This window comes from Asticcacaulis currens (assembly GCF_028550395.1).
Taxonomy (GTDB): domain Bacteria; phylum Pseudomonadota; class Alphaproteobacteria; order Caulobacterales; family Caulobacteraceae; genus Asticcacaulis; species Asticcacaulis currens.
Genome location: NZ_JAQQKW010000009.1, coordinates 67,517 through 92,957, shown reverse-complemented (window position 1 = coordinate 92,957; position 25,441 = coordinate 67,517). Strand labels below are relative to the sequence as shown.

The following is a 25,441-nucleotide window of genomic DNA, read 5'->3' as shown; positions in this document are numbered from 1 at the left end:
GTTTTATGGGCAGACGGATGCCTACGCCGAATTTTCCAACTTCTCGCCGCACGGCTTCCAGATGGAGGGTGTGTGGTGGCCGACAGTGGAGCACTATTTCCAGGCTTAGAAGTTTGTCGATCCAGACTATCGTGCGCGCATAGCCAAGGCCTCGACGCCTAAGATGGCCAAATCAATGGGGCAGTCTCGGGCTTTTCGATTGTGGCCGGACTGGGATGAACGGCGTGACATGGTCATGCTGGCCGCACTGAGGCAAAAGTTTTCGACGCATTACAAGCTCAAGGCCCTGCTCCTGTCCACGGGAGATGAGGAACTGGCGGAGGCGTCGCCCCATGATTTCTACTGGGGTATCGGCGGAGACGGCAGCGGTCAGAACCGTCTGGGTCAATTGCTGATGCAAGTCAGGGCAGAGTTAAGGTAGCTATTTCTTCAGCAGCGGGTCGATTTGCGCCGAAAGCTCGTCGATCTCATAGCGGTTAAGCTGAACCGTCTTGCCATTGATCAGGAAGGTCGGCGTGCCGGTGACGCCGTCTTTCAGCGCCTGCTGGTTCAACTCATTGAGGGCATTCAGTCCCGCCGGATCGGTGACGCAGCGGTTAAAGTCGGCCTCGCTCAGGCCCGCCGATTGTGCGATACGCAGCAGGACCGGGCGGGCATTGGCGTACTGTTCCGGCGCGCCGCCCTGATCCATTTCCGGCTGAGCGCGCATGATCGCGTCGATCACTGTCAGGGCCTTGTCGCGCGACACGCAGTTGGCCAGCATGTGCCCGGCAGCCGCGACCGCCGCATTGCCGGTCATCATGGGGCGATAGACATAGCGCACCTTGCCCGTTTCGACATATTTGCTTTTGAAAGCGGGCATCATCTTTTCATTGACCTGCGCGCAGATGGGGCAGGCCACAGAGGCGTATTCGACCACGGTTACCGGCGCGTCGGCCTTGCCTTCGCTCAGTTCATCGACCTTGATGGCCCCCTTTGACCCGGACTGACCACAGGCGGCCAGGCCCAGCATCAGGAGTGCCGCCACCGTCAGGCGCAGAGCGGAAAAGGTTTTGGTCATGAGGGCCCCCAAAGGTGCAACGGGTGTGTTTTGCCCTTTATCCATGATGAAAATGGCGGCGAAAGTGTGTCATGCGTCTCCCCTGATCACATCCGCGTTATCGTTGTCCGGATTCGCTTTGTGGCAAAGCTGTGACCCTGTAATATATCCACATTCTCCGGTGTAACGGAGTGTAACCAACGCAAAGGTCAAGGATCGCCAAACAAAAAGCATAGCCGCTCTGAACAGATGCGCGGCCCCTGAATGAAGATGGACAGGCTGGATTTGATTTATCTTACGCCTCCGTCTGCTAGTCGAAATCTCGGCCCAGCCCATATTTGCTTTACTTGCGATCAAGCCCCGAAACCCAGACGATGCCACCCCTTTTTCAGGGCGCGTATCCTTTTGTCTTTAAACCCGCTCTCAATCCTGGAAAGGACGGATCGCGCCGGCTACCGGCGGACCGCAAACGCTTATGAATCTGAATAATCTGAACTCCGTGCCTAAACTTCCGGCCCGCTGGAAGGTCTATGCGCCTCTGGGTGCCGTGGCGCTTTTGACGCTCATCGGTCTCGCCTCGTGCGGTCAGACGATCCAGCCCGGCAATGTCGGCGTGAAGATCCGCACGCTGGGCCCCAATGCCGGGGTGGACAAGGCCGCCCTGCCGTCGGGCTGGCACCTCAACCTGATCGGGGAGCGTATCATCGAATTCCCGGCCATTCAGCGCACCTATACCTATACGCGCGAAAAGGATGAGCGCGGCCCGGAAAACGAGGAGATCAACTTCTCGGACAACAACGCCCTGCCCATGACGGCGGACGTGCAGCTTGTCATGCGCATCGACGCGGGCAAAGCGCCAGAGCTTTACAAGCGTTATCGCCTGACCTTCGATCAGATGTTCGAAGGCCCGATCCGCAACGATGTGCGTTCGGCCATTGCGGCGGAAACCGAGCTGGTCAGTGTCGAGTTCCTCTATCGCGGCGGTCGTCAGCAGGTGATCCAGAAGGCGCTGGCCCGCGTCAACCGCAAGTGGGAGCCGCAGGGCGTCAATATCAGTCAGCTCGACTGGATCGGCACCATTCGCTACCCGCAGGTGATCCTTGATTCGATTCAGGCCAAGACCAAGGCCGACGCCGACGCGGCCGCCGCTCAGGCGCAGGTCGCTGTGGCCAAGGCGCAGGCCGATGCCAGGATCGAAGAGGCCCGCGGTCAGGCCGAGGCCAACCGCCTGATTGCCCAGTCGATCGCCGCCAGCCCCGGCGTGGTGCAGCTTCGCGCCATCGAAAAGTGGGACGGCAAACTGCCTCAGGTGACGGGTTCGGCCACGCCGTTCATCGACCTGAAAAAGGCGGATTAACTGTACTCAAAGCGGAAGGGTCTCTTTGGGATCATTCCGCTCAAGCCGCCAGTGAGGCGGTGGCCAGGGTGGCGGTGCCGCTGTCGGCGAGGGTCAAAAGATAATCCAGATCATTATGTTTCCGTCGGAAACCCTGATGATCCGGAGAGGGGCCTTGCGTCCCTCTCCATTTGCGCTAGGTTTGAAACCTCTGAAAGGGAGGGGGTATTATGAAACTTTCCATTGATTTTGCCTTTGCGGGCATCGAAATCATCAAGAAGAACCCGCTGGCGGTGCTGGTCTGGGGGCTGGTCTATCTGGCGGTCAGTGTGGTGTCGTCGCTGGTTCTGGTCGTGATGGCAGGTCCGGCCCTGACGGCGCTCCAAAACTATCGGACCACGCCTGATGCCGACCCTATGCAGGTGTTCGGCTATATGGGCAATCTGGCTCCGGCCTACCTGATTCTCATTGTGCTGGGTCTGGTCGTCGCGGCCATCATCCAGTGCGCGGTGTTCCGCAGCCAGTTGCAGCCGGGTGAGGGCGGTTTTGCCTCTTTAAAACTGGGGGGCGATGAGTTACGTCAGATAGCGGTCGGGATCTTGTGGGCGCTGGCCTTCTTTCTCTTCTATATCGTGTTCGGCATTGCGCTGGCCATACTGATCGGGATTGTTTCCATCGTGGGCCAGTTCAGCGAGATTGTGGCCGGTATACTGATCTTTCTGCTGGTCGTTGGGGGCATTGGTGCCTTTCTGTACATCATCAGCCGCTGGTCGCTGGCGGCGGTACAGTCTTTTGCGGAGAAGAAGATCAATATTTTCGGCAGCTTCAAACTGACCAAGGGGCAGGGCTGGAAGCTGCTGGGCGGCTATCTGCTGCTGGGGCTGGTGATGATCGTCATTGCGATTATCGTCTATTGCCTGATCTTCGCCCTGATGATCGGGACGAGCGGGGGCTGGACGCAGGCCATCACCCAGATGAGCCGCCCCGACTTCAGTTCGCTCAGTGCCCTTCTGACTCCGATGTATCTGGTACAGACCCTCGTAAGCGGTCTGCTGATGGGCGGCTTCTACGCGCTGATCTATGGCGCCTCGGCAGCAGCCTACCGTGCCCTAAGTGACAAGGGTACGCAGTCGGTTGACGTGTTCTGACCTTGATGTGACGGCGGTCGGACGATAGGCTCTGAGCAAAGGAGCCTTTCATGTTCGACCGTCGCACCCTGCTCTTATCGTCTCTGGCCCTGTCGGTGGCAGGGCCTGTGGCCGCCAGGACGCCCAAGCCTGTGCCGGTTATTTTCCATACCGACATCGGCGGCGATGTCGATGACACCTTCGCGCTCTTATACCTTCTGCGGCGGCCGGAACTGGCGCTCAAACTGGTGGCGACCGATGCGGGCAGCCCGCAGTACAAGGCCCGCCTGACGGCCAAACTGCTCACCCTGGCCGGGCGCAGCGACGTGGCCATCGCCATGGGCCGTCCGAAGGGCGAGGAGACGGGCGCACAGGCCGAATGGCTGGGGGATTACACGCTCGCTTCCTATCGTGGTGTGGTACGCAAGGACGCCGCTCTGGCCATGATCGACACGGTGATGGCCTCACCCGATCCGGTGACCATTATCAGTGTTGGCCCGGCCACCGAACTGGCCGAAGCCTTGCGCCGCGAGCCGCAACTGGCCCGGAAAGCGCGCTTTATCGGCATGTTTGGCTCGGTTCGTATCGGCTATAAGGGCGTTGCGCCGGCCGATGCCGAATATAATGTCAAGGTCGATCCGGCGGCGCTGCGCACCATCTTCGAAGCCGACTGGCTCGGCTGTTCGATCACGCCGCTCGATACCTGCGGTCTGGTGACGCTGGACGGGGCGGACTGGCAAAAGCTGTGGCATAGCCGTGATCCCTTCGCCGTGGCCTGTATCGAAAACAGCAAGGTCTGGCTGCCCAATGCGCCGTGGATGGCCAAGGACTTCGACCTGACGCAGCAAAGCTCGGTGCAATTCGACGCTGTGGCGGTTGAAATGGCCTTTGATGAGTCGAAACTGGCGATGGAGACCCTGCCGCTCCGCGTGACGGATGAGGGGATGACCCTGATCGACCCCGGCAAGGGTCGCCCGGTACGCGTGGCGACGCAGTGGAAGGACCTGCCCGGCTTCAAACGGCAACTGGTCGGGGGCCTGACGCGTGGCGCTTGAGAGCAGCGGCGAGCGATGTTACTATCAGTTAGTAACAGATAGGAACCTGCTATGCCGACCTCGGTTGCTCTCAGTCCGCATTTCGAAGCCTTTATCAAGGCGCAGATCGCCACCGGCCGCTACAACAATGTCAGCGAGGTGATCCGCGAAGGCCTGCGCCTGCTGGAAGACCGCGAGCTGGAGAAACAGCGTCAACGCGAAGCCCTGCGCGCCGAGATTGCCAAAGGGATGGAGGGTGAAGGTGTTGACTTGGACGCAGCCTTCGCTCAGGTGCGCACACATATCGATGCCGTTAGCCGAAAAGCGGGCTGATGAAGGTCATTCTCTCGCCCCGCGCTCTGAGTGACCTGATGGATATTGCGGGTTACATAGCCGCAGATAACCCACGCCGCGCGGTGAGCTTTACAGATGAGATTGAGGTCCGTTGCCGCAAGTTGGGCGATATGCCGTCGGCAGGCCTGCTCCTCGACGAAGAGTCAGGCGTGCGTCGCGTCACCCATGCCCGTTATAATATCTATTACCGCATCAATATGGATCATGTGCGTATCCTGCGCATCCTGCACGGCGCGCGGCAAGTCGGTGAAGACGATATCTGACAGGCGCCGGCCGATAAGACCGTCGCCTATCCCCCCGCGCCACCAGCCTTGGTGAAACTTTCGACCAGCGAGCCGCACACCAGCCGCCAGCCATCAACCAGCACGAAGAAGATCAGCTTGAACGGCAGCGACACCACCACCGGCGGCAGCATCATCATCCCCATACTCATCAGTACCGAGGCGACCACGAGGTCGATCACCAGAAACGGGATGAACAGCAGAAAGCCGATCAGAAACGCCGTCTTCAGTTCCGAGATCATAAAGGCCGGGGTGATGACCGTGATCGGCAGGTCCATATTGTCCTTGGGCTTTTCGACTTTGGACAGGCGGATAAACAGGTTGAGATCGCCAGCATTGACCTGAGACAGCATAAAGGTCTTGACCGGTTCGGAGGCCGCATCGAAGGCCTGCGGCATTTCCATCTCCTGATCCATCAGGGGGCGGATACCGGCGTCATAGGCCGCCTGATAGGTCGGGGCCATCACCACCGCCGACAGGAACATGGCCAGCGAGATCAGAACCGCATTGGGCGGGCTCTGTTGCAGGCCTAGCGCCGTTCTGAGGAGGGACAGCACCACCACGATGCGGATGAACGAGGTGGTCATGATGACGATGGACGGTGCCAGCGACAGGACGGTCAAAAGCCCCAGCATCTGCACAACGCGCGCCGTAAGCGTGCCGCCTTGCCCCAGGTCGAGATTGACCGATTGCGCCAGCACGTCGCCGGGGAAGATCATCAGGGCGAAACCGACAATGCCACCCAGCAGGGTCAGAGCGTAGTCACGCTTGCGCATCGGCTTGCCGAACTGGCGAAAGAGGTCGGGCATAGCCATTACGACACCGAACGGCTGACGGTGGGGGCGGGGGCCGGTTTGGGCTTGGGTGCCGGCAGTTGCCGCGGCTCGATCAGCTCCTGACCTTCGCCCAGCAGCAGCAGGCGTTCCTCGTCATCGACGCGCACCAGCACCAGACGGCGCGCCGGGTCCAGCACAAGGGTTTCGACCACGCTCAGGCGGCGCTCTCCGCGCTCCCCCTGAAAGCGCGCCAGCAGTTGCGGGGCGTAGCGACGTAAGCCATAGGCGAGACCCAGTACCAGCCCCAGAACGATGGCCAGCGCGAAGGCCGCCCGCAACAGACTTAAAAAGACATCCATCGGGCCAATCCCTCCATCCGCGACCGTCCCCCGATATGTGTCGCAAGGTCTTAAAGTCCCATTAACCAACAAGGGGGCATATTTTGCCTGCCGCTCTGCATAGGCTGAGTCGCAGCGGACAGGTAAGGCATCGCGCATGAGCACGGAAAATATCGGTCTCCTTGGGGCCCTGAAGCAAAAGATGACCTGGCTGGGTCAGCGCCAGAAGCTGGTGGCGCAGAACGTGGCCAACGCCTCGACGCCCGGCTTCAAACCGCGCGACCTCAAATCGCTCGACTTCGCGGCGGTCCTCAAGGGGCAGCAGGAGCAGACGGGGCTGGGCCTCAGCCTGACCAATGCCGGGCATATGAATGTCGAAGGCGGCGGGAGTTTCGCCCCCAAGGCGGTGGTTTCACCGGACTCCGAAACCACCATGGACGGCAATTCGGTCGTGCTCGAAGAACAGATGCTCAAAATGGCCGAGAGCCGCATGCAGTATGAAGCGGCTCTGGGCTTTTACCAGAAGTCTCTGGGCCTGATCCGCATGGCGGGCAAGGCACCGGGTAGATAAAGGCTAAGGGCGCATCATGCCGATCAACAAAACCACCGACACCCATCCCACCCTTTCGGTCGCCGCCAGCGCGCTCAGGGCGCAGCAGGCGCGGATGCGGATTATCGCGGAAAACATCGCCAATGCCGACTCGCTGGCCAAGACCCCCGGCGGTGACCCGTACCGCGGTCAGATTCCGGTGTTCGAAGCGACCAAAATCGACGGGGCCATGGGGGTGAAGCTGGCCTCGGTTCGCCCGGATTCCAAACCCTTTCCGGAAGAGTACGACCCCAGCCACCCGGCCGCCGATGCGCGCGGCTATGTCAAACGGCCGAACGTCGAAAGCCTTGTCCAAAGCATGGACATGCGCGACGCGCAGCGGGCCTATGAGGCGAATCTCAATGTCATCGAGACGACTCGCTCTATGGAGCAGAAGACCCTCGATATTCTGAAGCGTTAGAGGCTCGATAAATGAACCCCATGCTCGTCGCCAAGGCCTACGGGGCCGTTCAGAAGCAGGTCTCCGGCCTGCACGAAGAGGGCTCGCGCACGCACGACGTGGGGGCGGCTTTTTCCAAGGTCCTCAACGGGGCCATGGAACAGACCATGAAGTCCACCCAGAATGCCGAGTCGCAGATGATCGCGCATTCGCAGGGCAAGGCCGAGTTGATCGACGCCGTGACCGCTGTGGCTTCGGCGGAGGCCTCTCTGGAAAGCGTGATCGCTATCCGTGATCAGGTCATCAGCGCCTATCAGGAAATCCTGAGAATGCCGATCTGAGGCTTAGCGGCTTTTGGCGGCTTTGGCCGGCGCGGGCGTGGTTTGCCCCGGCTGTTGGTCTCAAAGCCACCGATTTCCACTTGAGCCCTCAAGACCCTATGTTTAAATAGCAATTTGCTATTTTCCTTGCAGTGGTCGTAACGGAATGCTATTTCCATGAAGACGATAAGCTACGCTATGGCTGCGGAGAAAGCGCTCGATCGAATGGCAGCCGATGATAAGGCGCGCATCGAAGACAGGCTCGAAGTCTATGCGATAACGGGTCATGGCGATGTAAAGGCCCTCAAAGGGTCTGCGGCTTTGCGCCTGCGTGTGGGCCATTTCCGGGTTATCTTCACCGAAGATTTGCATGTGGTGTCGGTCGAAGAGGTTGGCAACCGGCGTGAAATCTATTTGCGATAAAGGGCAAAGACATGGCGACGCACACCTCTCTTATCCTTGATGGCAAGGAATATGTGATTATCCCTCGTGATGAATTCGAAGCCTTGCTTGAGATCGTGGAAGATGCCGAGGACGAACTGGCGGGTATCCGCGTCATGAACGAGGTGAATGCCACCAAGGCGCGCGGTGAATATATCGCCATGACCAAGGGTGAATGGGCGCGCATACGTGCCGGTGAATCGCCCGTTCGGGTAGTGCGTGAGCACCGGGGCCTGACGCAAAAATCTTTATCAGACATGAGCGGCGTGGCCGCGCCGGAGATATCCGCCATAGAGGCGGGTAAACGCCGCGGCAGCGTCGATACGCTTAAGGCCCTGGCCAGGGCTCTGGGTTGCCCGCTGGATGTCGTTGCCGGGTAATGACCCCGAAAATACCATGCCGTTAACGACAAATTTACCGCACTCCCGGCAAAATCTGCCCAGCGGATCGGTGGGGTCCGTGGTTTAAGTGTAGGGCGATTTTTCATGACCGGTACAGAAGTTCTCAGCGTCGGGCGCGACGCCATCTGGCTGACTATTCAGTTGTGTGCACCGGTTCTGATCGTCGGCCTCATCGTCGGTGTGGTGATCGGCCTGTTTCAGGCCCTGACCCAGATTCAGGAACAGACCCTGATCTACGCCCCCAAGATTATCGCCGTCTTCGTGACCCTTCTGCTGGTCCTGCCGCTGATGGGGGCGCTTCTGTCGGGCTTTATGAAAGAAATCGCCACCAAGATCGCGGGCATCTGACGCGCTGTCTGAGCGGCAAGAATCGCGTCATAGGTGGCGGTTATGATCCCCGTTACGCCCGCTCCGGATTTCCCGACCGAAGTGACCTCCTTCTTCGGTACGTCGCAGGTGGTGTTTACCGCCATGCTGATCTTTGTGCGCGTAGGTTCGGTGGCCATACTCATTCCGGGGCTGGGTGATCAGGCGGTGCCGCCGCGTATGCGCCTGTCGTTTGCCTTTGTCTTCACCCTGATGCTGTTGCCGGTGGTGCAGTCGCAAATGCCTGCCCTGCCGCCGAAACTCGGGGCCATGGCCGGGCTGATCATCCATGAGGCGGTGATCGGCCTGATGCTGGGGATGCTGATGCGCACCTTTCTGGGGGCACTGGCCATTGCAGGGGAGGTGGTGTCGCTGCAAACCACCCTGTCCTTTGCCCAGACCGCCAACCCCGCGCAGGCCCAGCCCTCGACCTCGATCGGCACTTTTCTCGCCATGCTGGGCCTGGTGCTGATCTATGCCACCAATCTGCACCACCTGTTCATCGCCGGGATGCGCGACTCCTACTGGGTGTTTCCGCCGATGCGCCCGGTCATGGTCGGCGATGCGACGCAACTGATGATCCGCACGGTGGGCGATACCTTCATGCTGGCCATCCAGATGACGACGCCCATTCTGGTGTTCGGCCTGATTATCAATATCGCGGCCGGCTTTATCGGCCGCATCATGCCGGCTTTTCCCATCTTCTTCGCGGTCACCCCGGTCAGCGTTCTGCTGGGGCTGGCCATCTTCGCCCTCAGTCTGGGCGGCACCGGTCTGGTCTTCCTTCAGCACTATGAGGAATTCCTGCGCCTCTTCGTCAGGGGGGCGTAGATGGCCGAAGAAGGCGAAGACAAGACAGAAGAAGCCTCGGCCCGAAAACTCGAAGAGGCGCGAAAAAAGGGCGATGTCGCCAAATCCAGCGACATCCCTCAGGCCCTGTCGCTGATCGCGGCCTGCGCGCTGGTCATGCTCTATGGTGACAAGATCGCCCTGTCGCTGAGCGAGACCTTAAGGGTCTTCATTGCCGCGCCGCATCTGTTGCGCGACTCGCTGATGGGCGATGGCGGGCTCAGCATTGCCCACCATCTGATGGGGCAGGTCCTGCCCATTATCGCCCTGATCCTGCTGGTGGCCGGTGCTGCCGGGGCCATAGGCAGTCTGGCCCAGACCGGGCTGATGTTCACCACCGAAAAGCTGAAACCCGACTTCTCCAAACTCAACCCCATGGCCGGGTTTAAGCGTCTGTTTGGCGTCGATGCGCTGATCCAGTTTGCCAAGACGGTGATCAAGCTGATCGCCGTCGGCGTCATTACCTGGATGATCCTGAAAGGGCGCGCGGTCGATGTGGCGGGCCTTGCCGGGGCGTCGCCGCTGATGGTGCTGCCCTATGCCAAGGAGGTCTTCTTCTCTCTGGCGGTGGCGGTGTGTCTGTTCATGTTGCTGGAAGGCGGGGCCGACTATTTCATCCAGAAATTCCGCTTTGCGCAGCGCATGAAGATGTCGAAGACGGAATTGAAGGACGAATACAAGCAGACCGAAGGCGACCCGCACGTCAAGGGCCGCCTGAAACAGATCCGCATGGAAAAATCGCGCAAACGCATGATGGCCAATGTGCCCAAGGCGACGGTGGTGATCACCAACCCGACCCACTACGCCGTGGCGCTGCGCTATGATGAGGAAACGCCGGCACCGATGTGCGTGGCCAAGGGGGTGGACACGCTGGCCTTGAAAATCCGGGAAGTGGCGGGGGAGCACGAGATCGCCATTGTCGAAGACCCGCCGCTGGCGCGCGCCCTCTATGCGGCGATCGACGTCGATGAGATCATCCCCGAAGCGCATTTTCAGGCCGTGGCCAAGATCATCTCCTTCGTCATGGTGCGCAAGCGACGGGGATTTTAGAGCGCTTGCCGAAAACTGTGACGCCCTTTTCGGATAAAAAAGCGCGTCAAAAACATAGGGCCATGAGGCGGCTCATCTGAGCCGACGAATGCTCTAAGCTAAATCCGGGCAGGATTCGCAAATTAGGTTAAACTCTGGCGATTCGTTTTGGTGAAAGGTTTCCACCTTGTCTTCGTCTCCCGCCCAGACATCTACACAGACACCTACCCAATCACCTGTGCAGAAACCCACCGCTGCGGCGGCTCCGAAAAATCTGCTGGAGCGGCTGCGCGATTTTGCGTCGCCGGCGGCCCTGACGGTGGTGGCGATCATCGTGATCTGCGCCTGTGCGGCCTTCTGGTTCATTGCGGGAGAATTGCCGGTCGGCGTCGTCCTGACCATTCTCGTCATCGTGATGGGGGCGGTGGTGTCGGTGGCCCTGTTCGCGTTCAGCAACGACGAAGAGACCGAAACGCGCGGACCGGGGGTCACCGCCCTTGTCGAGGCTCTGGCCGAGCCCGCGGCCATTGCCAGCTTCGATGGTCGCCTGAACGCCACCAACCCCGCCTGGCGCGATGCCGGGGGGAATGAAAAACGCCTGCCGGGCGGTGAGGGCAGCGCCGCCCTGTTTGTCGCCATGCGTGAGGCGCGTGCGCAGGGCAGCAGCCGTGCCCTTGTGCGGCTGGGGAGCTTCGATTTTGAGATGCTGCTGGCGCGGCTGGGCGATGAGCAGGTGCTGGTCCGTGCCGCGTCGCCGGGCGTTCTGGGCACCGGATTGCTGCTCAATCACGAACTGCCCGCGACGGAGGGCATGGAACCCGTTGTTGAAACCGAGGTCGTCGCACCGGCAGTGTCCCCGGTCACTCCGGCCTTTGACGGCTCCGACGCGCCCTTTGGTCAGGCCCTGCTGGAGGGCGACGCCCTGCTGACGGCGAAAATCACCCGTATCAACCCGGTGTTTGCCCGCCTTATGGGGGTTTCTGTCGCCGAGCTGACGGGCAAGGTGTGGGGCGACCTGATCGACGCCGCCTCGCGCGAAGAGGCGCAGGCCAAGCTCGATGCGAAAAAGACCGCCTTTGAGGTCAAGTTGCTGTCCAATAAGGACCTTCCCTTACAGGTGCGTCTGGCGCACACGGCGGGGGGCTTTATGCTCTATCTGTTCGATATCAGCGAGCAGAAGCAGCTTGAGCAGTCTCTGGCGCAGGTACAGAAGATGCAGGCCATCGGGCAGTTCGCCGGCGGTGTGGCGCACGATCTCAATAATCTGCTGACCGGGCTCAAGCTGCGGGTTGAAGACCTGCTGCACAACCATCCGCTGGGGGACCCCTCCTATGGCGGGCTGAACGAAATCCGTCAGATTTCGACGCGCGCCGAGGACCTGGTGCGCAAGCTGCTGGCCTTTTCGCGCAAGCAGACGGTCAAGCGCGTCACGCTCAATCTCGGCGAACTGATCTCCGAGTCGGAGGTGCTGCTGCGCCGTCTGATGCGCGAAGACGTGAAGCTCGAAACCGAATATGGCCGCGATCTGCCCGACATCCATGCCGACAAGGGCCAGATGGAAATGGCGGTCATGAACCTCGTCGTCAATGCGCGCGATGCGGTGCATTCGTCTGGCGGCGGGCGCGTCAAAATCCGTTCGGCGGCGCTGACTCAGGCCGAGGCTGTGGCGCAAGGCTGGGCCGACGCTCCGGCGCAGGGCGCGGCCCTGATCGAGGTGTCGGACAATGGCCCCGGCATCCCGCCGGAGATCATGACCAAGGTCTTCGAGCCGTTTTTCACCACCAAGCCGCTGGGCGAGGGGACGGGGCTGGGGCTGGCGACCGTCTATGGCATCGTCAATCAGGCCGATGGTCATATCGCCATTACCTCGGTGGTCGCTCCCGACGAGGGGCATGGGGCGACTTTCAAAATCTTCCTGCCGATCAAGGTGCACGTGGCAAAGCCTGACGCCCCGAAGGTCGAAGCGGCGGCGGCGTCTCCGCCCAAGGTGACGCCGAAGGACATGTCGGGTGCCGGGCGCATCCTGTTTGTCGAGGATGAAGAAATCGTGCGCGGCATCGCCGCCCGCCTGCTGCGTCAGCGCGGCTATGAGGTGACCGAGGCGTCGGACGGTGAAGAGGCGCTCGACATCATCCAGAGCGGCGACAAGTTCGACCTGCTGATTTCCGACGTCATCATGCCGGGGCTGGACGGGCCGTCCATGCTCAAAAAAGCGCGGCCCTTCCTCGGCAATGTGCCGGTGATGTTCATTTCGGGCTATGCCGAGGCCGAATTCTCGGACCTTCTGGAAGACGAGGTGGGCGTGTCCTTCCTGCCCAAGCCGCTTGATATCAAGACGCTGGCCGAACGGGTCAAGGCGCAACTGGCGGCGTGAGTTTGGCGTTCGCCTTATACCACGCCAGTACGCTCTCAAGACCCTCAACAATGTGGGCCAGCCCCGCCGCCCGGTACGCCAGGCTGATGTCGCGTAGCTGCGCGGTCAGACGCGCCAGCCTGTCGCCGGGGAAGGCGATATAGGGCAGGGGGCAGCCGGGGATAGCCAATACGGCAGATTGTCCAGCCGTCGTCAGAAGCTGTGCCTTTCCGAGATCACCGGTTGCGGGGTCCAGACCTTCGATCATGGGTAAGCCGAGATCGCGGCTGCCCAACCAAGCCAGACGGCCCTTCTTATAGGCCTCGGAAGTATAAAGATCGGTAGAGGCCATTATCAGGCAAAGACACAAAGCCTGAGCGGCGTCAACGCCGTAGGCGTTCTTCGGCTTTTTTGCGCCTAAGCCTTCGATGAGGAAGGTACAGGCCCATCTGGCGTCCGTCTCCGCAAAGGGCCGCCAGACATAGAGATCAACACTCCCGTCCTCGTCCAGTTCAAACTGGCGATGCAGGATGGCGTCTTCTTTGCGATGGTCGATCGTCCCACCCCCCGGACCGTGCTTACTCTCCGACCGCCGGATCGTAGGTCTTGATCAGTTCCAGCGATTCCAGCAGGATGGCGCGCATGGCGTGCAGGGCCCCGTCGGCATCGCCTTTTTCAATGGCGATCAGCACGGCTTCGTGGGCCGGGATGGAGGCGGTGTGGCCGGAAATCTTGTTGGTGACGCCGATCGACAGGCGCAGGGCCGTATTGATCAGTTCGCGCAACTGCCAGAAGAAGGGGTTGCCTGACGCGCGCAGGATGGCAACGTGGAATTCGATATCGGCGGCAAGCGCCTGATCGTGTTCGGCCGCGTGCTCGCGCATTCCGTTCAGGCCGTCGCGGATGGCCTTGATGTCCTTGCGGTCGGCGTGCTGGGCGGCCAGAGACGCGGCCACGGGCTCGATAGCCAGCCGCACCTCGGTGAATTCGCGGTAGATGGTGTTGGAGAAGGGGCGTTCCATCAGCCAGCGCGTGACGTCCGGATCGAGCAGGTTCCAGCGGCTGACGGGTTCGACCTTGGTCCCCTGACGCGGCCGGGCGCTCAGCAGGCCCTTGGCGGTCAGCATCTTCACCGCTTCGCGCGCGACGGTGCGGCTGGCGGCGAAGCGCAGGCACAGTTCGGCCTCCGTCGGAAAGCCGGTGCTGTCATAATGACCGGCCACGATGGATTGACCGAGCGTTTCCAGAAGTCCGTAGGTGAGGCTGACGCCGTGTTGCGTACGCATGAATAAGGGGCCTGTAGGCATATCTGAGTCTTGTTATAAGATGAGTAATCACCGATGTTTCCGCCGCTTGTCCAGCATTAATGACAAATAAGACCAAGGGTCATTGAAAATGACTCTGGGTATGCCTTTCGAGACTGTCTCATGTCACTGAGACATATGAGACAGTCTCGTGTCTTCAACGACCGGATGCGGTCAGCATCTTCGGCCGTTGGCATAAGACGCGACAGAGGGGGCCGGACACGCGCGCACATGTGAAAACGGTTGAAAATGATAGCGTTATCATTTTTTGCCCTTGCGCCCTAATCCGATGATGATTAAGACAATTGTATAATAAAAAAAATGCCGCTTTGCTCAGCGGCGTACAAGGCGAGGGAACAGTGCGGTGCAGACGCACCGTCTAAAAAAAGGCGGGCGGCTGTTTATCCCTCAAGCGAAGTTCAGACGCGGACCTCAGGTGTCCGTCAAAAAGCCGCTGCGTCGCATCGGCCAGTCAGGGGAGCCGTGCATGGGTATAAGAGTATCGCGCCGTCTGTGGATGTCCGTCGCTGTGGTCAGCGCGGCCTTGTCTCTTGTGCCCGCCGTTGAGGCATGGGCGCAAAACAAGCCATTGCCGCAGGTGGTCAAAAAGAACGGCAAGGCGGCGCTGATGGTCGATGGCGCGCCGTACCTTATTCTGGGGGCGCAGGCCAATAATTCGTCCAACTACGTGGCGCAACTGCCCAAGGTGTGGCCGGCGATCAAGGATATTCAGGCCAATACGCTGGAAATTCCGGTGGCCTGGGAGCAGATCGAGCCCAAGGAAGGCCAGTTCGACTTCGCTTATGTCGATGAGCTGGTGAAACAGGCGCGTCAGAACCATGTGCGTCTGGTGCTGTTGTGGTTCGGGACGTGGAAAAACACCTCGCCCAACTATACGCCGGACTGGGTGAAGCTCGACAACAAGCGCTTCCCGCGTATCACCAAAAAAGACGGTACGATGTCCTATTGCCTGTCGCCGATGGAGCGCACGACGCTGGAGGCCGACAAGAAGGCCTTTGTCGCCCTGATGACGCACCTGAAAAAGATCGACGGCGACCAGCACACGGTCATCATGATCCAGCCGCAGAACGAGTCCGGCACCTATGGCAGTGTGCGCGACTATTCGCCCAAGGCGGAAAAGGTCTTCAACGGGCCGGTGCCTCAGGCGCTGCTCAAAAAGAAGGGGATCAGCAAGGGCGGCACGTGGAGCGTGGTGTTCGGCAAACACGCCGACGAATATTTCCACGCCTGGCATATCGCCAGCTATATCAATGAGATCGCGGCCGCCGGTCGCGCCGTCTATGACCTGCCCATGTACGTCAATGCGGCGCTGCGTGAGCCGTTGATCGAGGTGGGGCCGGAGACCTATTCGTCAGGTGGGCCGACCCACAATGTCATCGACATCTATCAGGCGGCAGCCCCGGCCATCGATATCATCGCCCCCGATATCTATAAGCGCGACTCGGCCAATTACGAGGCTGTGCTGAGCCTCTATTCGAAGTTCGAGAATCCGCTGTTTGTGCCGGAAACGGGCTCTGATACCGAATTTGCCCGCTATATTTTCAGCGTCTTCGGCCGCGGCGGCATCGGTTTCTCGCCGTTCGGTATCGACTATACGGGCTATACCAACTACCCGCTGGGCGGCAAGGACATGTCGCCGGAGGGCCTGAAGCCGTTTCGGGAAAAATACGCCCTGTTTGCGCCGATGATGCGCGACTGGGCCAAAATCGCCTATGAAAACCCCGTCTGGGGTGTGTCGGAGGCCGATGACCGCAAGCCGCAAACGATCGACCTGGGCGGCAAGTGGAAACTCGACGTGCTCTATGGGGAGTGGCAGTTCGGCCTGACCGAATGGACGTGGATGGGCAAGGTCGATCCGGTGCCGGGCCGCGAAAAGCCCAATGGCGGCGTGGTCGTGGCGCAGCTTTCCGAAGACGAATTTCTGGTCACCGGCGTCCACGCCCGGCTGAATTTCGGGCTTGGCCCCAAAACCAAGGGCAAGAACCTGATCTTCCGTTCGGTCGAGCAGGGGCACTTTGAAAACGGCCAGTGGGTCGTCGATTTCGTGTGGAATGGCGACCAGACCGACTACGGCCTGAACCTGACCGGCCAGCCGGCCGTGCTCAAGGTCAAACTGGCGACGTATTAATGTTCAACCCCCTCTCCCCTGCGGGGAGAGGGTTGGGGTGAGGGGACGCTCAGGCCGTCCTGAATGCCCCCTCATCCGGCGCTGACGCGCCACCTTCTCCCTCAAAGGAGAAGAGATATTCGGGAGAAGACAGATGAAACCCTATATCTACGCCTCGACGCTGGCCGTCGCCCTGATGGCCTCCACGGCGCTGGCCGGGACCTACAGCCGCACCGATACCGGCATTGTGGTCAAGCCGGATACCGGCACGGCGAAGGAAATCCGCCTCAATGTCATCAGCGACTCGATCATTCAGGTGGTCGGCGTCGATGACCCGGCGCGCGAACAACTGCCGTCGCTGATGGCCGTGGCCAAGCCGGAAGGCAAGTTCACCGTGTCCGATGGCAAGGGCACCGTGACCGTTAAAGCCGCTGCCGCCTCAGCGCAGGTCAATCTCAGCACCGGCCGCCTGACCTTCTTCAACGCCAAGGGCCAGCCGGTCCTGAAAGAGGTCAGGAGCGCCATCACCCCGGTGACGGTCGAGGGTAAGCCCTATGTGGCGACCAGCGCCCAGTTCAACCCCGGCACGACCGAGGCCTTTTACGGTCTGGGGCAGCACCAGAACGCCCAGATGAACCTCAATGGCGAAGACATCGAGCTGCGCCAGCACAATATGGATATCGGCATCCCCTTCGTGCTGTCGGACAAGAATTACGGCGTGCTGTGGGACAACAATTCGGTCACGCGCTTTGGCAATCCGGTGCGCTTCGGTCTGGCCAGCCGCGATCTGAAACTGACGGCGCTCGATGGTTCCAAGGGCCTGACCGCCAAATATTACGTTGATGACAAACTGATCCTGACGCGCGTTGAGCCCGACATCCGCTATCAGTTCCTGAGCGATGTCGATAAGTACTGGCCGACCGATCCGGCGCTGAGCAAGGCCGCGACGACGGGCAAAAAAGTTAAGGTCGTCTGGGAAGGCTCGGCCGCCTCGGACACGCCGGGCGTGCACAAGATGCGCCTGTTTGCCTCGGATTATGTGACGATGAAGGTCGATGGCAAGACGATCTTCGATCACGGCATCTGGCGTATGGGCTGGAACGCCTGGTACAACAATTTCGAGCAGACCTTCGCCAAAAACAAGCCGGTGAAGCTTCAGGTCGAGTGGCTGCCGTCGGGCGGCCTGATCTCGCTGCACCATTCCAACCCGGAACCGGCGGCGGACACACACTCGCTGCGCTTCACCTCAGAGGCGGGCACGGGCCTGACCTATTACTTCATCTCCGCCGACAGCCTTGAGGGCGTCATTTCCGGCTATCACACCGTCACAGGCAAGCCACCGATGATGCCGAAATGGGCCTATGGCTTCTGGCAGTCGCGCCAGCGCTATGAGACGCAGGATCAGCTTCTGGGGGTGCTCAAAACCTATCGTGACAACAGGTGGCCGATCGACAATATCGTGCAGGACTGGTTCTACTGGCCCGAAGACCAGTGGGGCAGCCACACCTTCGACCCGGTTCGCTTCCCCGATCCGCAAAAGCTGGTTGATGAGGTGCACAAACAGAACGCCCACATCATGATTTCGATCTGGGGCAAGTTCTATCCCAATACCGCCAACTACAAGGAGCTGGACGCCAAGGGCTATATGTGGCGCCGCAATGTCGAGCTGGGCTTTAAGGACTGGGTGGGGCCGGGTTACCTCAACAGCCACTATTCGCCCTATAACAAGGAAGCGCGCGACATCTATTACCGCCAGATGAAGGAAGGTCTGGTCAAATACGGCTTCGACGCCTGGTGGATGGACAATACCGAGCCGGACGTGCGCTCCAACACCAGCCCGGAGGAGTTTGCCGAGCTGATCACCCCGACCCAGATGGGGCCAGGTGCGCTGGTCCACAACGCCTATGCGACCATGAATTCTCAGGCCATGTATGACGGCCTGAAAGCCGATCAGCCGGACAAGCGTCAGTTCATACTGACCCGTTCGGGCTTTGCCGGCGTGCAGCGTAACGCCGCTGCCGTGTGGTCGGGCGATGTGGTCGGCACCTGGGACAATCTGTACGATCAGATTTCGGCGGGCGTGCAAACCGGCTTCTCCGGCGTACCAAACTGGACGCATGACATCGGTGGCTATGCGCAGGAAACGCGCTTTCAGGGCAAGGATGTCGGCGGACTTCAGGAAAACCGCGCCGCCGGTGGCACGGGCACGGCGGAGGACCTGAAGGAATGGCGTGAGCTGAACCAGCGCTGGTGGCAGTTCGGGGCCTTCTCGCCGCTCTTCCGCTCGCACGGCGAAGGCGTGAAGCGCGAAATCCACGAAATCTCGCCCCCGGGTTCGCCCATGCGCGCCAATATGGTGTGGTTCCTTGAGCTGCGGTACCGCCTGATGCCGTACATCTATTCGGCGGCAGCAGACGCCCATTACGAGTCGGCTCCGATCATGCGCGGCTTCGCGCTGGACTTCCCGACGGATGCCAGGGGCAAGGACGTCAAGGACGCCTATATGTTCGGCAAGTCGATACTGGTCGCGCCGGTCACCAAGTATCAGGCCACGTCACGCAGCGTGTATTTCCCGGCGGGCACCAACTGGTACAATGCCTATACGGGCGAGACGGTGAAGGGCGGTCAGACGCAGACCGTCGCGGCTCCGCTCGATCAGTTGCCGCTGTTCGTCAGGGCCGGGGCGATCCTGCCGATGGGTCCGGTCATACAGTATGTCGATGAAAAGCCGGACGCGCCGCTGACGATCAATGTCTATACGGGTGCCGATGGCCGCTACAGCCTCTATGAGGACGATGGTGTGTCGAATGGCTATGAGAAGGGCAAGTTCACCCGCATCCCGTTCAGCTATAATGACAAGACCGGCGAACTGACCATCGGGGCGCGCACGGGCCAGTACGACAAGATGGTGGCGGCGCGGACCTTCAAGGTGCGCTTCCTGAAGGCGGGCGACAAGACGACCGACTTCGACGCCCCGGCCATCAGCGTCGCCTATTCGGGCAATGCGGTGAAGGTGAAGCGGCCGTAATCACGCATGTCTTATACCTCCCCGGCTTGCCGGGGAGGGGACCATCAAGCGAAGCGTAGAGGGTGGTGGGGGCTTCTTCAGAGCGATGTGCGGAAAAGTGTGAGCGGTTTTCCGCAAAAACACCGCGACAAAACAAAAATTTAGAGCGAAATGACGATTCCACTCAAAGTCATTTCGCGCTAGCTTCAACGATCAGAGGATATGTTGAAACACTCGCGACGCCCCCTCCGTCATCGCGCTTCACGCGGTGCCACCTCTCCCGGCACACCGGGGGCGTAGGAAGAGGGGAGCGGCTGACCCACGCTGAACACGTCCGGGGCATGTTTGGGGCCGGGGCGGTATTTGACGCCCTTGAGCCAGATTTTCAGCGCTTCCCAATGGATGCCCCACACGACCTTTAAGGTCATCAGCGGCATGGTGAGGAAGTATTTCATCAGCACGCGGTCGTTCAGCGCCTCGCGTTGGGCATTGAAGCTGGCGACCAGCATCTTTGCGCGGCCTTCGGGGCGCACCTGCTCCAGCAGGATGCGCAGACCAAAGCGCGCCTCCGGCGGGGTCAGGTCGAAGCTGTAGGCCATGTCCATATCCATAAACGGCGAGACGTGCAGCCGCTTGCCCGCCGCCTGATGCAGGCGGCCCTTGTCCTGCACCGGCAGGACGTAGCAATGGCGGTCGCCGAAGGTGTTGTTGACCTGATAGACCACGGCGCGCAGGTCGCCATCGGCCTTTTCGACGAAATAGAGGCTGATCGGGTTGAATACGAAGCCCAGAACGCGCGGCATGGCCAGCAGGAACAGCCGGTCGCCCGCCTCGTAAAGACCCTGTGGCGTCAGGAAGGCGATGATCCGCTCGCGCAGCGGTGTAGCCGTGTCGCCCCTGACCGGGCCGTGATCACGCTCATAAAAACCCAGCAGATTGAGACGGTTGAAGCCGAGCGTCTTTAAGGGTTTCAGGCTTTGGTCGAGGTGGTCGAGATCGAACAGGATCTGAAACACTGAATATTCCAGATGGTGCACCTTGGGCGCAAAGCGGTGGTGCATGACGGGGCCAGCATAGAGGGCCGGGCGCATCATTCCGCCGCCTCCAGCAGGGTGCGGGCCGGTTGCCAGAAGATGCGCGAGCGGCCCCAGTCGAAGGCCCACGGACGCGAAACGCCGCTGATGGCCTCGGCGACGGCCAGCCCCGATTGCAGGCCGTCCTCGTGGAAGCCCGCGCCGAAATAGGCCCCGCAGAACCAAGTGCGGTTGACGCCCTGTAAGGCTCCCAACTGCGTCTGGGCGGCGATGGCGGCCTGATCGAACAGGGGATGGTCGAACATCATGCGCTTGATCACCTTGTCTTCGGCAATCGGCGTGACGGGGTTGAGCGTCACGAACACGTCCCGACCCGGCAGGTTTTGCAGCAGGTTCATCCAGTAGGTGACGCACAGCATACGCCCCGCCGTCATCTCGTCCTTGCGGCCAATATAGTTCCAGCTCGCCCAGGCGTGACGGCGTCGCGGCATCAGGCTGGCGTCCGTGTGCATCACCACTTCGTTGTCGGTGTAGCGGAAGGCCGACAGCACCTTCGCTTCCTGCGGTGTGGCATTGTCGCCCAATATACGCAAGGTGTCGTGCGCGTGCGTGGCGAACACCACCTCATCGAAGTGATGAGCCTCGCCGCGCGTATCGGTCAGGGTGACGCCCTCGGCGTGGCGTTCGGCCGTCACAATGCCACAGTGGGTGCGGATGCGGTGTCTGAACGGGGCGGTCAGACGCTCGACATAGGCCTGCGAGCCGCCGGTGACGGTGCGCCACTGGATGCGTTCGGCCAGATTGAGCTTCAGCAGGCCGTGGTTTTCAAAGAAGGTCATGAAGGCGCGGAACGGATAGTCCATCACCTCGGCGGCGGAGGTGGACCAGATGGCAGCGGCCTGCGGCACCAGATGATCCTCGATAAAGGGCCGTGAATAGCGCCGGCTGATCAGATACTCGCCCAGGGTCAGGCGCTCGTCCTGACGCGCCTTGTGATCGAGCGGGGCGGTCTTGTAGAAGCGTACCAGATCCCACATCAGGCGCAGGAAGCGCGGGCGCACTACATTGCCCCATTGCGCCAGAAGCCCGGCCAGAGACACTGAAGCGTATTCCAGCCGCCCCTTGTCGATGGAGACGCCGAACGACATGTCAGAGGACTGATGCGGTGCGCCGATATGATCGAGCAGGGCCGTCAGATTGGGGTAGCAAGGGATATTAAAGACGATAAAGCCCATATCGACCCACAGCGGGCTTTCGGTGCTGCCGATATTGACGCTGTGACTATGGCCGCCGGGCCGATCTTCTTTTTCAAACACCGTGATGTCGGCATAGGTATCCAGATGCCACGCCGCCGACAATCCGGAAATCCCGGTGCCCACAATGGCGATGCGAGGGCGGTCGCGGGATTCTACCGGGCGGCTTGCGTCGTACATCAGCATCTCCTGTAACACTATAGAAACGCTTACGCTAGGCGACGGGCGCTGGATCAGCCTATCCGATTTTCCGGAAATGGTATGCTCTTTAATGACGACGGCTGAAGATGCGGGTGGCATCCGGGCGAAGCGCCGCTTAAAAAGTCATTTTCAAATGACCCCCGGCATAAATCCAAATGTGTGGTGGCGGCGTAAAAGCATCATGACCACAGCCAAGTCCACATCGACTCCTTACGGGCGGCCTCAAATGTCCTTTGACCGCGACGATATAATCGGGTCTTCTGCGCGGATGATCGTCGCAGAGACTGGCCTGAGCCGGGGAGGGCGCCCCTTGGGCGTGCCCGAAGCCCTGATTTTACGCATCGCCGAAGGGCGTGACCGTGCGGCCTATGCGCAATTGTTCAGTCAATACGCGCCCAAACTCAAGGCCTTCATGATGGGCCGCGGTCTGACCGCCATCGAAGCGGAGGATCTGGCGCAGGATGCCCTGCTCAATGTGTGGCGAAAGGCGTCGTACTTTGACCCGTCCAAGGCGTCGGCGACAACGTGGATCTATTCCATCGCGCGCAACCTGCATATCGACGGCGTGCGCAAGCAAAAGCGCGCCCAGACCCTGCCGGAAGACCTGTGGGCCCCGGAACCGGAACAGGCCCCGGATACGCACCTGATCGGGGTGCAGGATGCCAAGACGATTGGCGTCCTGATGCAGACCCTGTCGCCGGAGCAGCGCGAAGTGGTGCGGCTGTCGTTTTTTGAGGACCTGTCGCATGGCGACATCGCGCAGGCCCTGTCCATCCCTCTGGGGACCGTGAAATCACGTCTTCGGCTGGCGCTTCTGCGGCTGCGGGCGGCCTTTGAAACCCGTGCTGAAAGTAAAAGCGTATGACGTCGATTAATCACCACCTCGATGAGGTTATCCTGCTCGACTATCACCGTGGCCGTCTGAACGCCGGTCAGTCCCTGCTGGTCGAAACGCATCTGGAAATGTGCCCGCATTGCCGCACCTCTCTGCGCCTGTTTGACGCCATCGGCGCCTCCATGCTCGAAGAGGTCGTGCCGGTCGATATGGCCGAGGACGCGCTGGAGCTGGCGCTGGCGCGTATCGAGCGTCCCGAAGAGGCCCCTGAGCCGCGCGTTGCGCCCGAACTTCCCGCCTATCTTAAGGGTATCGACCTGCCGGAATCTGTGCGCGCGGCGGCCTTCAAGCCGCGCTACTGGGGCGCGCCCGGCGTGTGGATGGCGCATCTCGATGCCCCGAAGGACGGGCGCGGCCTGACCTATCTGATGCACGTCAAGGGCGGCATGCAAATGCCGGTTCACGACCACCAGGGCCTTGAAATGACGCTGGTCCTGACAGGGTGTTTCAGCGACGATCGCGGGGCCTATCACCCCGGTGACTGCGTGTCGTGTGAGGCGGGGGATCACCATTCGCCGCTGATCGCGGCCGATGATTGCCTGTGCCTGATCGCGGCGAACGCGCCCATCGCGCCCCGTACACTTTTGGGTAAACTGTTGCAGCCTTTCGCGCGTATCTAAAACACACACCCTCTTGCCGATGCGGGATATCCTGCGCCGGCAGGGGTGCCCATCCCAACCCACAGTCCCGAAGGTGAGGCATGAAGATGTTTCTGAGCGCGCTCGTCCTGACCCTGATCGCTTTTGCGGTGATAGACACCGTGTGGCTGAGCCTCACCGCCGGTCCGGTCTATAAGCCGCTGATGGGCGATCTGATGGCCACGCGCATCAACATGCCTGCCGCCATTGCCTTCTATCTGCTCTATGGCCTCGGCGTGACGTGGTTTCTGACCTTTCCGGCCCTTTCCGGCCAGTTGCCAGTGCAGGGCCTGCCGGCGGGATGGTCGCTGACGGTCAGTGCGGCCCTGCTGGGGCTGATGGCTTATGGCACCTATAATCTGACAGCCATGGCGGTGATCCGCGACTGGTCGCCGAAACTGGTGGCCATTGACATGATCTGGGGGGCGGTTTTGACTACGGCGGCGTCGCACCTGGTCGTGTTCGCCGGGCGGCTGCTCAAGATATAGATTTTTTGCAGCGCATATTTCCAATATAATAAAAAACTCAGACGGAGGCGGCCCATGTCCAGCACCTCGACATCCCTTGGTCCCCATTTCGCCACAACGAGTGCCGACCTGCATCTGGTGCCGAAGGCCCTGCGCCGGCCGTTGAAGACGCTGCGCCACAACTGGCACCGCGGCAATCTCGACATTATCCTGCCGAGCGGTACACCGTTTGAAATCCGCGGCCGCGAGCCGGGCCCGCACGGCGTCTTGAAGGTCAATGATTTCCGCTTTCTGCGCCGCGTTCTGGCGGCGGGCGATGTCGGCTTTGCCGATGGCTATGTCGCGGGGGAGTGGGACACGCCCGACCTGCCCGACCTGCTCGAAGTCTTTACGCTGAATATCGACCGTCTGACGCGCTTCTTTATCGGCAATCCGTTCATGCAGATGATGAGCCGTCTGCTGCACAGCTTCAACCGCAACACCAAGGAAGGGTCGCGGCGCAATATCTTTGCACATTACGATCTGGGTAATGCCTTCTATTCGCAGTGGCTCGACGCCACCATGACCTATTCGTCCGCCCTGTTTAAAGGCACCGAAGACCTTGAGCGGGCGCAGACGGCCAAGTACGCGGCGCTGGCGAGGCTGGTCGATCTCAAGCCGGGGCAGCGGGTGCTGGAAATCGGCTGCGGCTGGGGCGGCTTTGCCGAATACGCGGCGAAACTGGGCGCCAGGGCCACCTGCCTGACCATTTCACCGTCGCAGCACGACTATGCGGTCGCGCGTATGCAGCGGCTGGGTCTTTCCGATCAGGTCGAAATCAAGCTGCTCGATTACCGCGATGTGACGGGCGAATACGATGCCATCGTCTCTATCGAGATGTTCGAGGCGGTCGGGATGGAATACTGGGACACCTATTTCCGCAAGGTGTCGGACTGCCTTAAGCCGGGCGGCAAGGCGGCGTTGCAAATCATTACGATCCGCGACGAGCTGTTCGAAGATTACCGTCAGCGCCCGGACTTCATCCAGCGCTATATCTTCCCCGGCGGCATGTTGCCGTCGCCGTCAAAGCTGCGCAGCCACAGCGCCAAGGCTGACCTGTCGGTCCTGTCGGATCAGTCGTTTGGCCACGACTATGCCCGCACACTCAATATGTGGGCACGGCGGTTTGATGCCGCCTGGGCGGAGGGGCGCATCAGCGGCTTTGATGAAGCCTTCCGCAAGATGTGGCTGTTTTATCTGGCCTATTGCGAGGCAGGTTTCCGCACCGAGCGCACGGATGTGGTGCATTTCACCCTCCAGAAGGCGTGACGTCGGCCGCGTCACTTCGACAGTCGCCAGCCTCGCTACGGTGATTTAGGCACTTGTCTCCCCCCATGCGGCGGGCTACCAAACCTCTCAATGAAACGGAACCGGAATCGTTTGCGATTCCTATTATACCACGTGTCACTGAAAATGACACTTGGTATTCGTTTCGCGAAATG

The 25,441-nt window shown here is 60.6% G+C and carries 27 protein-coding genes and 1 pseudogene; 21 read left to right on the top strand and 7 right to left on the bottom strand.

Translation table 11 applies throughout. The annotated features are described in order from the left end of the window. Nucleotides 1-124: 124 nt before the first annotated feature. Nucleotides 125-421: pseudogene (gene ybiA / locus PQU94_RS14580) on the top strand (riboflavin biosynthesis intermediates N-glycosidase); the annotation flags it as partial. On the opposite strand, the gene PQU94_RS14575 reads toward ybiA, so the two are convergent. Continuing rightward, nucleotides 422-1,060, bottom strand: coding sequence for a DsbA family protein (locus tag PQU94_RS14575; protein ID WP_272742166.1), 639 nt, complete (start codon nt 1,058-1,060; stop codon nt 422-424). 454 nt (nt 1,061-1,514) lie between these two features. On the opposite strand from PQU94_RS14575, the gene PQU94_RS14570 reads away from it, so the two are divergent. The 5 genes from PQU94_RS14570 (at nt 1,515) to PQU94_RS14550 (ending at nt 5,153) form a co-directional block, all read left to right on the top strand. Next, nucleotides 1,515-2,396: an SPFH domain-containing protein gene (locus PQU94_RS14570; protein WP_272742165.1), complete on the top strand. Its 882-nt coding sequence runs from the start codon at nt 1,515-1,517 to the stop codon at nt 2,394-2,396. A gap of 209 nt (nt 2,397-2,605) precedes the next feature. Beyond that, nucleotides 2,606-3,523, top strand: a complete 918-nt coding sequence (locus PQU94_RS14565; protein WP_272742164.1) for a hypothetical protein — start codon at nt 2,606-2,608, stop codon at nt 3,521-3,523. Between the two features lie 50 nt (nt 3,524-3,573). After that, nucleotides 3,574-4,557 carry a nucleoside hydrolase gene (locus tag PQU94_RS14560; RefSeq protein WP_272742163.1) on the top strand — a complete coding sequence of 328 codons (984 nt, stop codon included), beginning with the start codon at nt 3,574-3,576 and terminating at the stop codon, nt 4,555-4,557. 51 nt (nt 4,558-4,608) lie between these two features. Next, nucleotides 4,609-4,869, top strand: coding sequence for a type II toxin-antitoxin system ParD family antitoxin (locus tag PQU94_RS14555; protein WP_272742162.1), 261 nt, complete (start codon nt 4,609-4,611; stop codon nt 4,867-4,869). Further along, nucleotides 4,869-5,153, top strand: a complete 285-nt coding sequence (locus PQU94_RS14550; protein WP_272742161.1) for a type II toxin-antitoxin system RelE/ParE family toxin — start codon at nt 4,869-4,871, stop codon at nt 5,151-5,153. The genes PQU94_RS14555 and PQU94_RS14550 overlap by 1 nt, the downstream gene beginning before the upstream one ends. A 26-nt stretch (nt 5,154-5,179) precedes the next feature. Here the strand turns inward: PQU94_RS14550 and fliP are convergent, their stop codons facing one another. After that, a complete protein-coding gene (gene fliP / locus PQU94_RS14545; protein WP_343684682.1) occupies nt 5,180-5,986 on the bottom strand; it encodes a flagellar type III secretion system pore protein FliP in 807 nt (268 codons plus the stop codon). Then, on the bottom strand, nt 5,986-6,306 hold the full coding sequence (locus PQU94_RS14540) for a flagellar biosynthetic protein FliO (protein WP_272742160.1): 321 nt from the start codon (nt 6,304-6,306) through the stop codon (nt 5,986-5,988). Before PQU94_RS14540 ends, fliP begins: the two co-directional genes overlap by 1 nt. 136 nt (nt 6,307-6,442) lie before the next feature. Here PQU94_RS14540 and flgB point away from each other — a divergent pair, with 136 nt between their 5' ends. The 9 genes from flgB to cckA all read left to right on the top strand — a co-directional run bounded on the left by flgB (nt 6,443) and on the right by cckA (nt 13,054). Beyond that, nucleotides 6,443-6,856, top strand: coding sequence for a flagellar basal body rod protein FlgB (gene flgB / locus PQU94_RS14535; RefSeq protein ID WP_272742159.1), 414 nt, complete (start codon nt 6,443-6,445; stop codon nt 6,854-6,856). Between the two features lie 16 nt (nt 6,857-6,872). Next, nucleotides 6,873-7,295 carry a flagellar basal body rod protein FlgC gene (gene flgC, locus PQU94_RS14530; RefSeq protein ID WP_272742158.1) on the top strand — a complete coding sequence of 141 codons (423 nt, stop codon included), beginning with the start codon at nt 6,873-6,875 and terminating at the stop codon, nt 7,293-7,295. A gap of 11 nt (nt 7,296-7,306) precedes the next feature. Continuing rightward, nucleotides 7,307-7,615, top strand: coding sequence for a flagellar hook-basal body complex protein FliE (gene fliE, locus PQU94_RS14525; protein WP_272742157.1), 309 nt, complete (start codon nt 7,307-7,309; stop codon nt 7,613-7,615). A gap of 204 nt (nt 7,616-7,819) precedes the next feature. Continuing rightward, nucleotides 7,820-8,017 (top strand): type II toxin-antitoxin system RelE family toxin, encoded by a 198-nt coding sequence (locus PQU94_RS14520; RefSeq protein ID WP_272742156.1) that lies wholly within the window; start codon nt 7,820-7,822, stop codon nt 8,015-8,017. An 11-nt stretch (nt 8,018-8,028) separates the two neighbouring features. Then, the gene (locus tag PQU94_RS14515) at nt 8,029-8,415 is read left to right on the top strand and encodes a helix-turn-helix domain-containing protein (protein ID WP_272742155.1); all 387 of its coding nucleotides are present in this window, start codon (nt 8,029-8,031) and stop codon (nt 8,413-8,415) included. A gap of 105 nt (nt 8,416-8,520) precedes the next feature. After that, nucleotides 8,521-8,784 carry a flagellar biosynthesis protein FliQ gene (fliQ, locus tag PQU94_RS14510; protein WP_107870319.1) on the top strand — a complete coding sequence of 88 codons (264 nt, stop codon included), beginning with the start codon at nt 8,521-8,523 and terminating at the stop codon, nt 8,782-8,784. A 42-nt stretch (nt 8,785-8,826) separates the two neighbouring features. Beyond that, nucleotides 8,827-9,633: a flagellar biosynthetic protein FliR gene (gene fliR, locus PQU94_RS14505; RefSeq protein ID WP_272742154.1), complete on the top strand. Its 807-nt coding sequence runs from the start codon at nt 8,827-8,829 to the stop codon at nt 9,631-9,633. Then, the gene (gene flhB / locus PQU94_RS14500; protein ID WP_272742153.1) at nt 9,634-10,701 is read left to right on the top strand and encodes a flagellar biosynthesis protein FlhB; all 1,068 of its coding nucleotides are present in this window, start codon (nt 9,634-9,636) and stop codon (nt 10,699-10,701) included. Nucleotides 10,702-10,867: 166 nt separating this feature from the next. Next, nucleotides 10,868-13,054, top strand: coding sequence for a cell cycle histidine kinase CckA (gene cckA / locus PQU94_RS14495; RefSeq protein ID WP_272742152.1), 2,187 nt, complete (start codon nt 10,868-10,870; stop codon nt 13,052-13,054). Here the strand turns inward: cckA and PQU94_RS14490 are convergent. Next, a complete protein-coding gene (locus PQU94_RS14490) occupies nt 13,032-13,562 on the bottom strand; it encodes a DUF6968 family protein (RefSeq protein ID WP_438263745.1) in 531 nt (176 codons plus the stop codon). The two genes, cckA and PQU94_RS14490, sit on opposite strands and share 23 nt — an antisense overlap. A gap of 49 nt (nt 13,563-13,611) precedes the next feature. Then, complete coding sequence (locus tag PQU94_RS14485) at nt 13,612-14,319, bottom strand: FadR/GntR family transcriptional regulator (RefSeq protein WP_272742150.1); 708 nt, start codon at nt 14,317-14,319, stop codon at nt 13,612-13,614. Nucleotides 14,320-14,824: 505 nt separating this feature from the next. On the opposite strand from PQU94_RS14485, the gene PQU94_RS14480 reads away from it, so the two are divergent. Both PQU94_RS14480 and PQU94_RS14475 read left to right on the top strand, forming a co-directional pair. Continuing rightward, entirely contained in the window at nt 14,825-16,486 is a 1,662-nt protein-coding gene (locus PQU94_RS14480) for a GH35 family beta-galactosidase (RefSeq protein ID WP_272742149.1), read from the top strand. Nucleotides 16,487-16,619: 133 nt separating this feature from the next. Then, a complete protein-coding gene (locus tag PQU94_RS14475; RefSeq protein ID WP_272742148.1) occupies nt 16,620-19,493 on the top strand; it encodes a glycoside hydrolase family 31 protein in 2,874 nt (957 codons plus the stop codon). A gap of 230 nt (nt 19,494-19,723) precedes the next feature. Here the strand turns inward: PQU94_RS14475 and PQU94_RS14470 are convergent, their stop codons facing one another. Together PQU94_RS14470 and PQU94_RS14465 are read right to left on the bottom strand one after the other, a co-directional pair. Beyond that, nucleotides 19,724-20,566: a DUF1365 domain-containing protein gene (locus PQU94_RS14470; RefSeq protein ID WP_272742147.1), complete on the bottom strand. Its 843-nt coding sequence runs from the start codon at nt 20,564-20,566 to the stop codon at nt 19,724-19,726. Further along, nucleotides 20,563-21,939, bottom strand: a complete 1,377-nt coding sequence (locus PQU94_RS14465; RefSeq protein ID WP_272742146.1) for an NAD(P)/FAD-dependent oxidoreductase — start codon at nt 21,937-21,939, stop codon at nt 20,563-20,565. Before PQU94_RS14465 ends, PQU94_RS14470 begins: the two co-directional genes overlap by 4 nt. Nucleotides 21,940-22,186: 247 nt before the next feature. Between PQU94_RS14465 and PQU94_RS14460 the strand changes: the two genes are divergently transcribed. From PQU94_RS14460 to PQU94_RS14445, 4 genes are all read left to right on the top strand, one after another. After that, nucleotides 22,187-22,825, top strand: a complete 639-nt coding sequence (locus PQU94_RS14460) for a sigma-70 family RNA polymerase sigma factor (RefSeq protein ID WP_272742145.1) — start codon at nt 22,187-22,189, stop codon at nt 22,823-22,825. Further along, nucleotides 22,822-23,475 (top strand): ChrR family anti-sigma-E factor, encoded by a 654-nt coding sequence (locus PQU94_RS14455; RefSeq protein WP_272742144.1) that lies wholly within the window; start codon nt 22,822-22,824, stop codon nt 23,473-23,475. Before PQU94_RS14460 ends, PQU94_RS14455 begins: the two co-directional genes overlap by 4 nt. A gap of 80 nt (nt 23,476-23,555) precedes the next feature. After that, complete coding sequence (locus PQU94_RS14450) at nt 23,556-23,981, top strand: DUF2177 family protein (RefSeq protein ID WP_272742143.1); 426 nt, start codon at nt 23,556-23,558, stop codon at nt 23,979-23,981. A 54-nt stretch (nt 23,982-24,035) separates the two neighbouring features. Further along, complete coding sequence (locus tag PQU94_RS14445; protein WP_272742142.1) at nt 24,036-25,268, top strand: SAM-dependent methyltransferase; 1,233 nt, start codon at nt 24,036-24,038, stop codon at nt 25,266-25,268. The last annotated feature ends 173 nt before the right edge of the window (nt 25,269-25,441 follow it).

Excerpts from the sequence above, each read along its gene's own strand:
- PQU94_RS14575 (WP_272742166.1), bottom strand. The coding sequence starts at position 1,060 with ATGACCAAAACCTTTTCCGCTCTGCGCCTGACGGTGGCGGCACTCCTG.
- PQU94_RS14570 (WP_272742165.1), top strand. The coding sequence starts at position 1,515 with ATGAATCTGAATAATCTGAACTCCGTGCCTAAACTTCCGGCCCGCTGG.
- PQU94_RS14565 (WP_272742164.1), top strand. The coding sequence starts at position 2,606 with ATGAAACTTTCCATTGATTTTGCCTTTGCGGGCATCGAAATCATCAAG.
- PQU94_RS14560 (WP_272742163.1), top strand. The coding sequence starts at position 3,574 with ATGTTCGACCGTCGCACCCTGCTCTTATCGTCTCTGGCCCTGTCGGTG.
- PQU94_RS14555 (WP_272742162.1), top strand. The coding sequence starts at position 4,609 with ATGCCGACCTCGGTTGCTCTCAGTCCGCATTTCGAAGCCTTTATCAAG.
- PQU94_RS14550 (WP_272742161.1), top strand. The coding sequence starts at position 4,869 with ATGAAGGTCATTCTCTCGCCCCGCGCTCTGAGTGACCTGATGGATATT.
- fliP (WP_343684682.1), bottom strand. The coding sequence starts at position 5,986 with ATGGCTATGCCCGACCTCTTTCGCCAGTTCGGCAAGCCGATGCGCAAG.
- PQU94_RS14540 (WP_272742160.1), bottom strand. The coding sequence starts at position 6,306 with ATGGATGTCTTTTTAAGTCTGTTGCGGGCGGCCTTCGCGCTGGCCATC.
- flgB (WP_272742159.1), top strand. The coding sequence starts at position 6,443 with ATGAGCACGGAAAATATCGGTCTCCTTGGGGCCCTGAAGCAAAAGATG.
- flgC (WP_272742158.1), top strand. The coding sequence starts at position 6,873 with ATGCCGATCAACAAAACCACCGACACCCATCCCACCCTTTCGGTCGCC.
- fliE (WP_272742157.1), top strand. The coding sequence starts at position 7,307 with ATGAACCCCATGCTCGTCGCCAAGGCCTACGGGGCCGTTCAGAAGCAG.
- PQU94_RS14520 (WP_272742156.1), top strand. The coding sequence starts at position 7,820 with ATGGCAGCCGATGATAAGGCGCGCATCGAAGACAGGCTCGAAGTCTAT.
- PQU94_RS14515 (WP_272742155.1), top strand. The coding sequence starts at position 8,029 with ATGGCGACGCACACCTCTCTTATCCTTGATGGCAAGGAATATGTGATT.
- fliQ (WP_107870319.1), top strand. The coding sequence starts at position 8,521 with ATGACCGGTACAGAAGTTCTCAGCGTCGGGCGCGACGCCATCTGGCTG.
- fliR (WP_272742154.1), top strand. The coding sequence starts at position 8,827 with ATGATCCCCGTTACGCCCGCTCCGGATTTCCCGACCGAAGTGACCTCC.
- flhB (WP_272742153.1), top strand. The coding sequence starts at position 9,634 with ATGGCCGAAGAAGGCGAAGACAAGACAGAAGAAGCCTCGGCCCGAAAA.
- PQU94_RS14485 (WP_272742150.1), bottom strand. The coding sequence starts at position 14,319 with ATGCGTACGCAACACGGCGTCAGCCTCACCTACGGACTTCTGGAAACG.
- PQU94_RS14480 (WP_272742149.1), top strand. The coding sequence starts at position 14,825 with ATGGGTATAAGAGTATCGCGCCGTCTGTGGATGTCCGTCGCTGTGGTC.
- PQU94_RS14475 (WP_272742148.1), top strand. The coding sequence starts at position 16,620 with ATGAAACCCTATATCTACGCCTCGACGCTGGCCGTCGCCCTGATGGCC.
- PQU94_RS14470 (WP_272742147.1), bottom strand. The coding sequence starts at position 20,566 with ATGATGCGCCCGGCCCTCTATGCTGGCCCCGTCATGCACCACCGCTTT.
- PQU94_RS14465 (WP_272742146.1), bottom strand. The coding sequence starts at position 21,939 with ATGTACGACGCAAGCCGCCCGGTAGAATCCCGCGACCGCCCTCGCATC.
- PQU94_RS14460 (WP_272742145.1), top strand. The coding sequence starts at position 22,187 with ATGTCCTTTGACCGCGACGATATAATCGGGTCTTCTGCGCGGATGATC.
- PQU94_RS14455 (WP_272742144.1), top strand. The coding sequence starts at position 22,822 with ATGACGTCGATTAATCACCACCTCGATGAGGTTATCCTGCTCGACTAT.
- PQU94_RS14450 (WP_272742143.1), top strand. The coding sequence starts at position 23,556 with ATGAAGATGTTTCTGAGCGCGCTCGTCCTGACCCTGATCGCTTTTGCG.
- PQU94_RS14445 (WP_272742142.1), top strand. The coding sequence starts at position 24,036 with ATGTCCAGCACCTCGACATCCCTTGGTCCCCATTTCGCCACAACGAGT.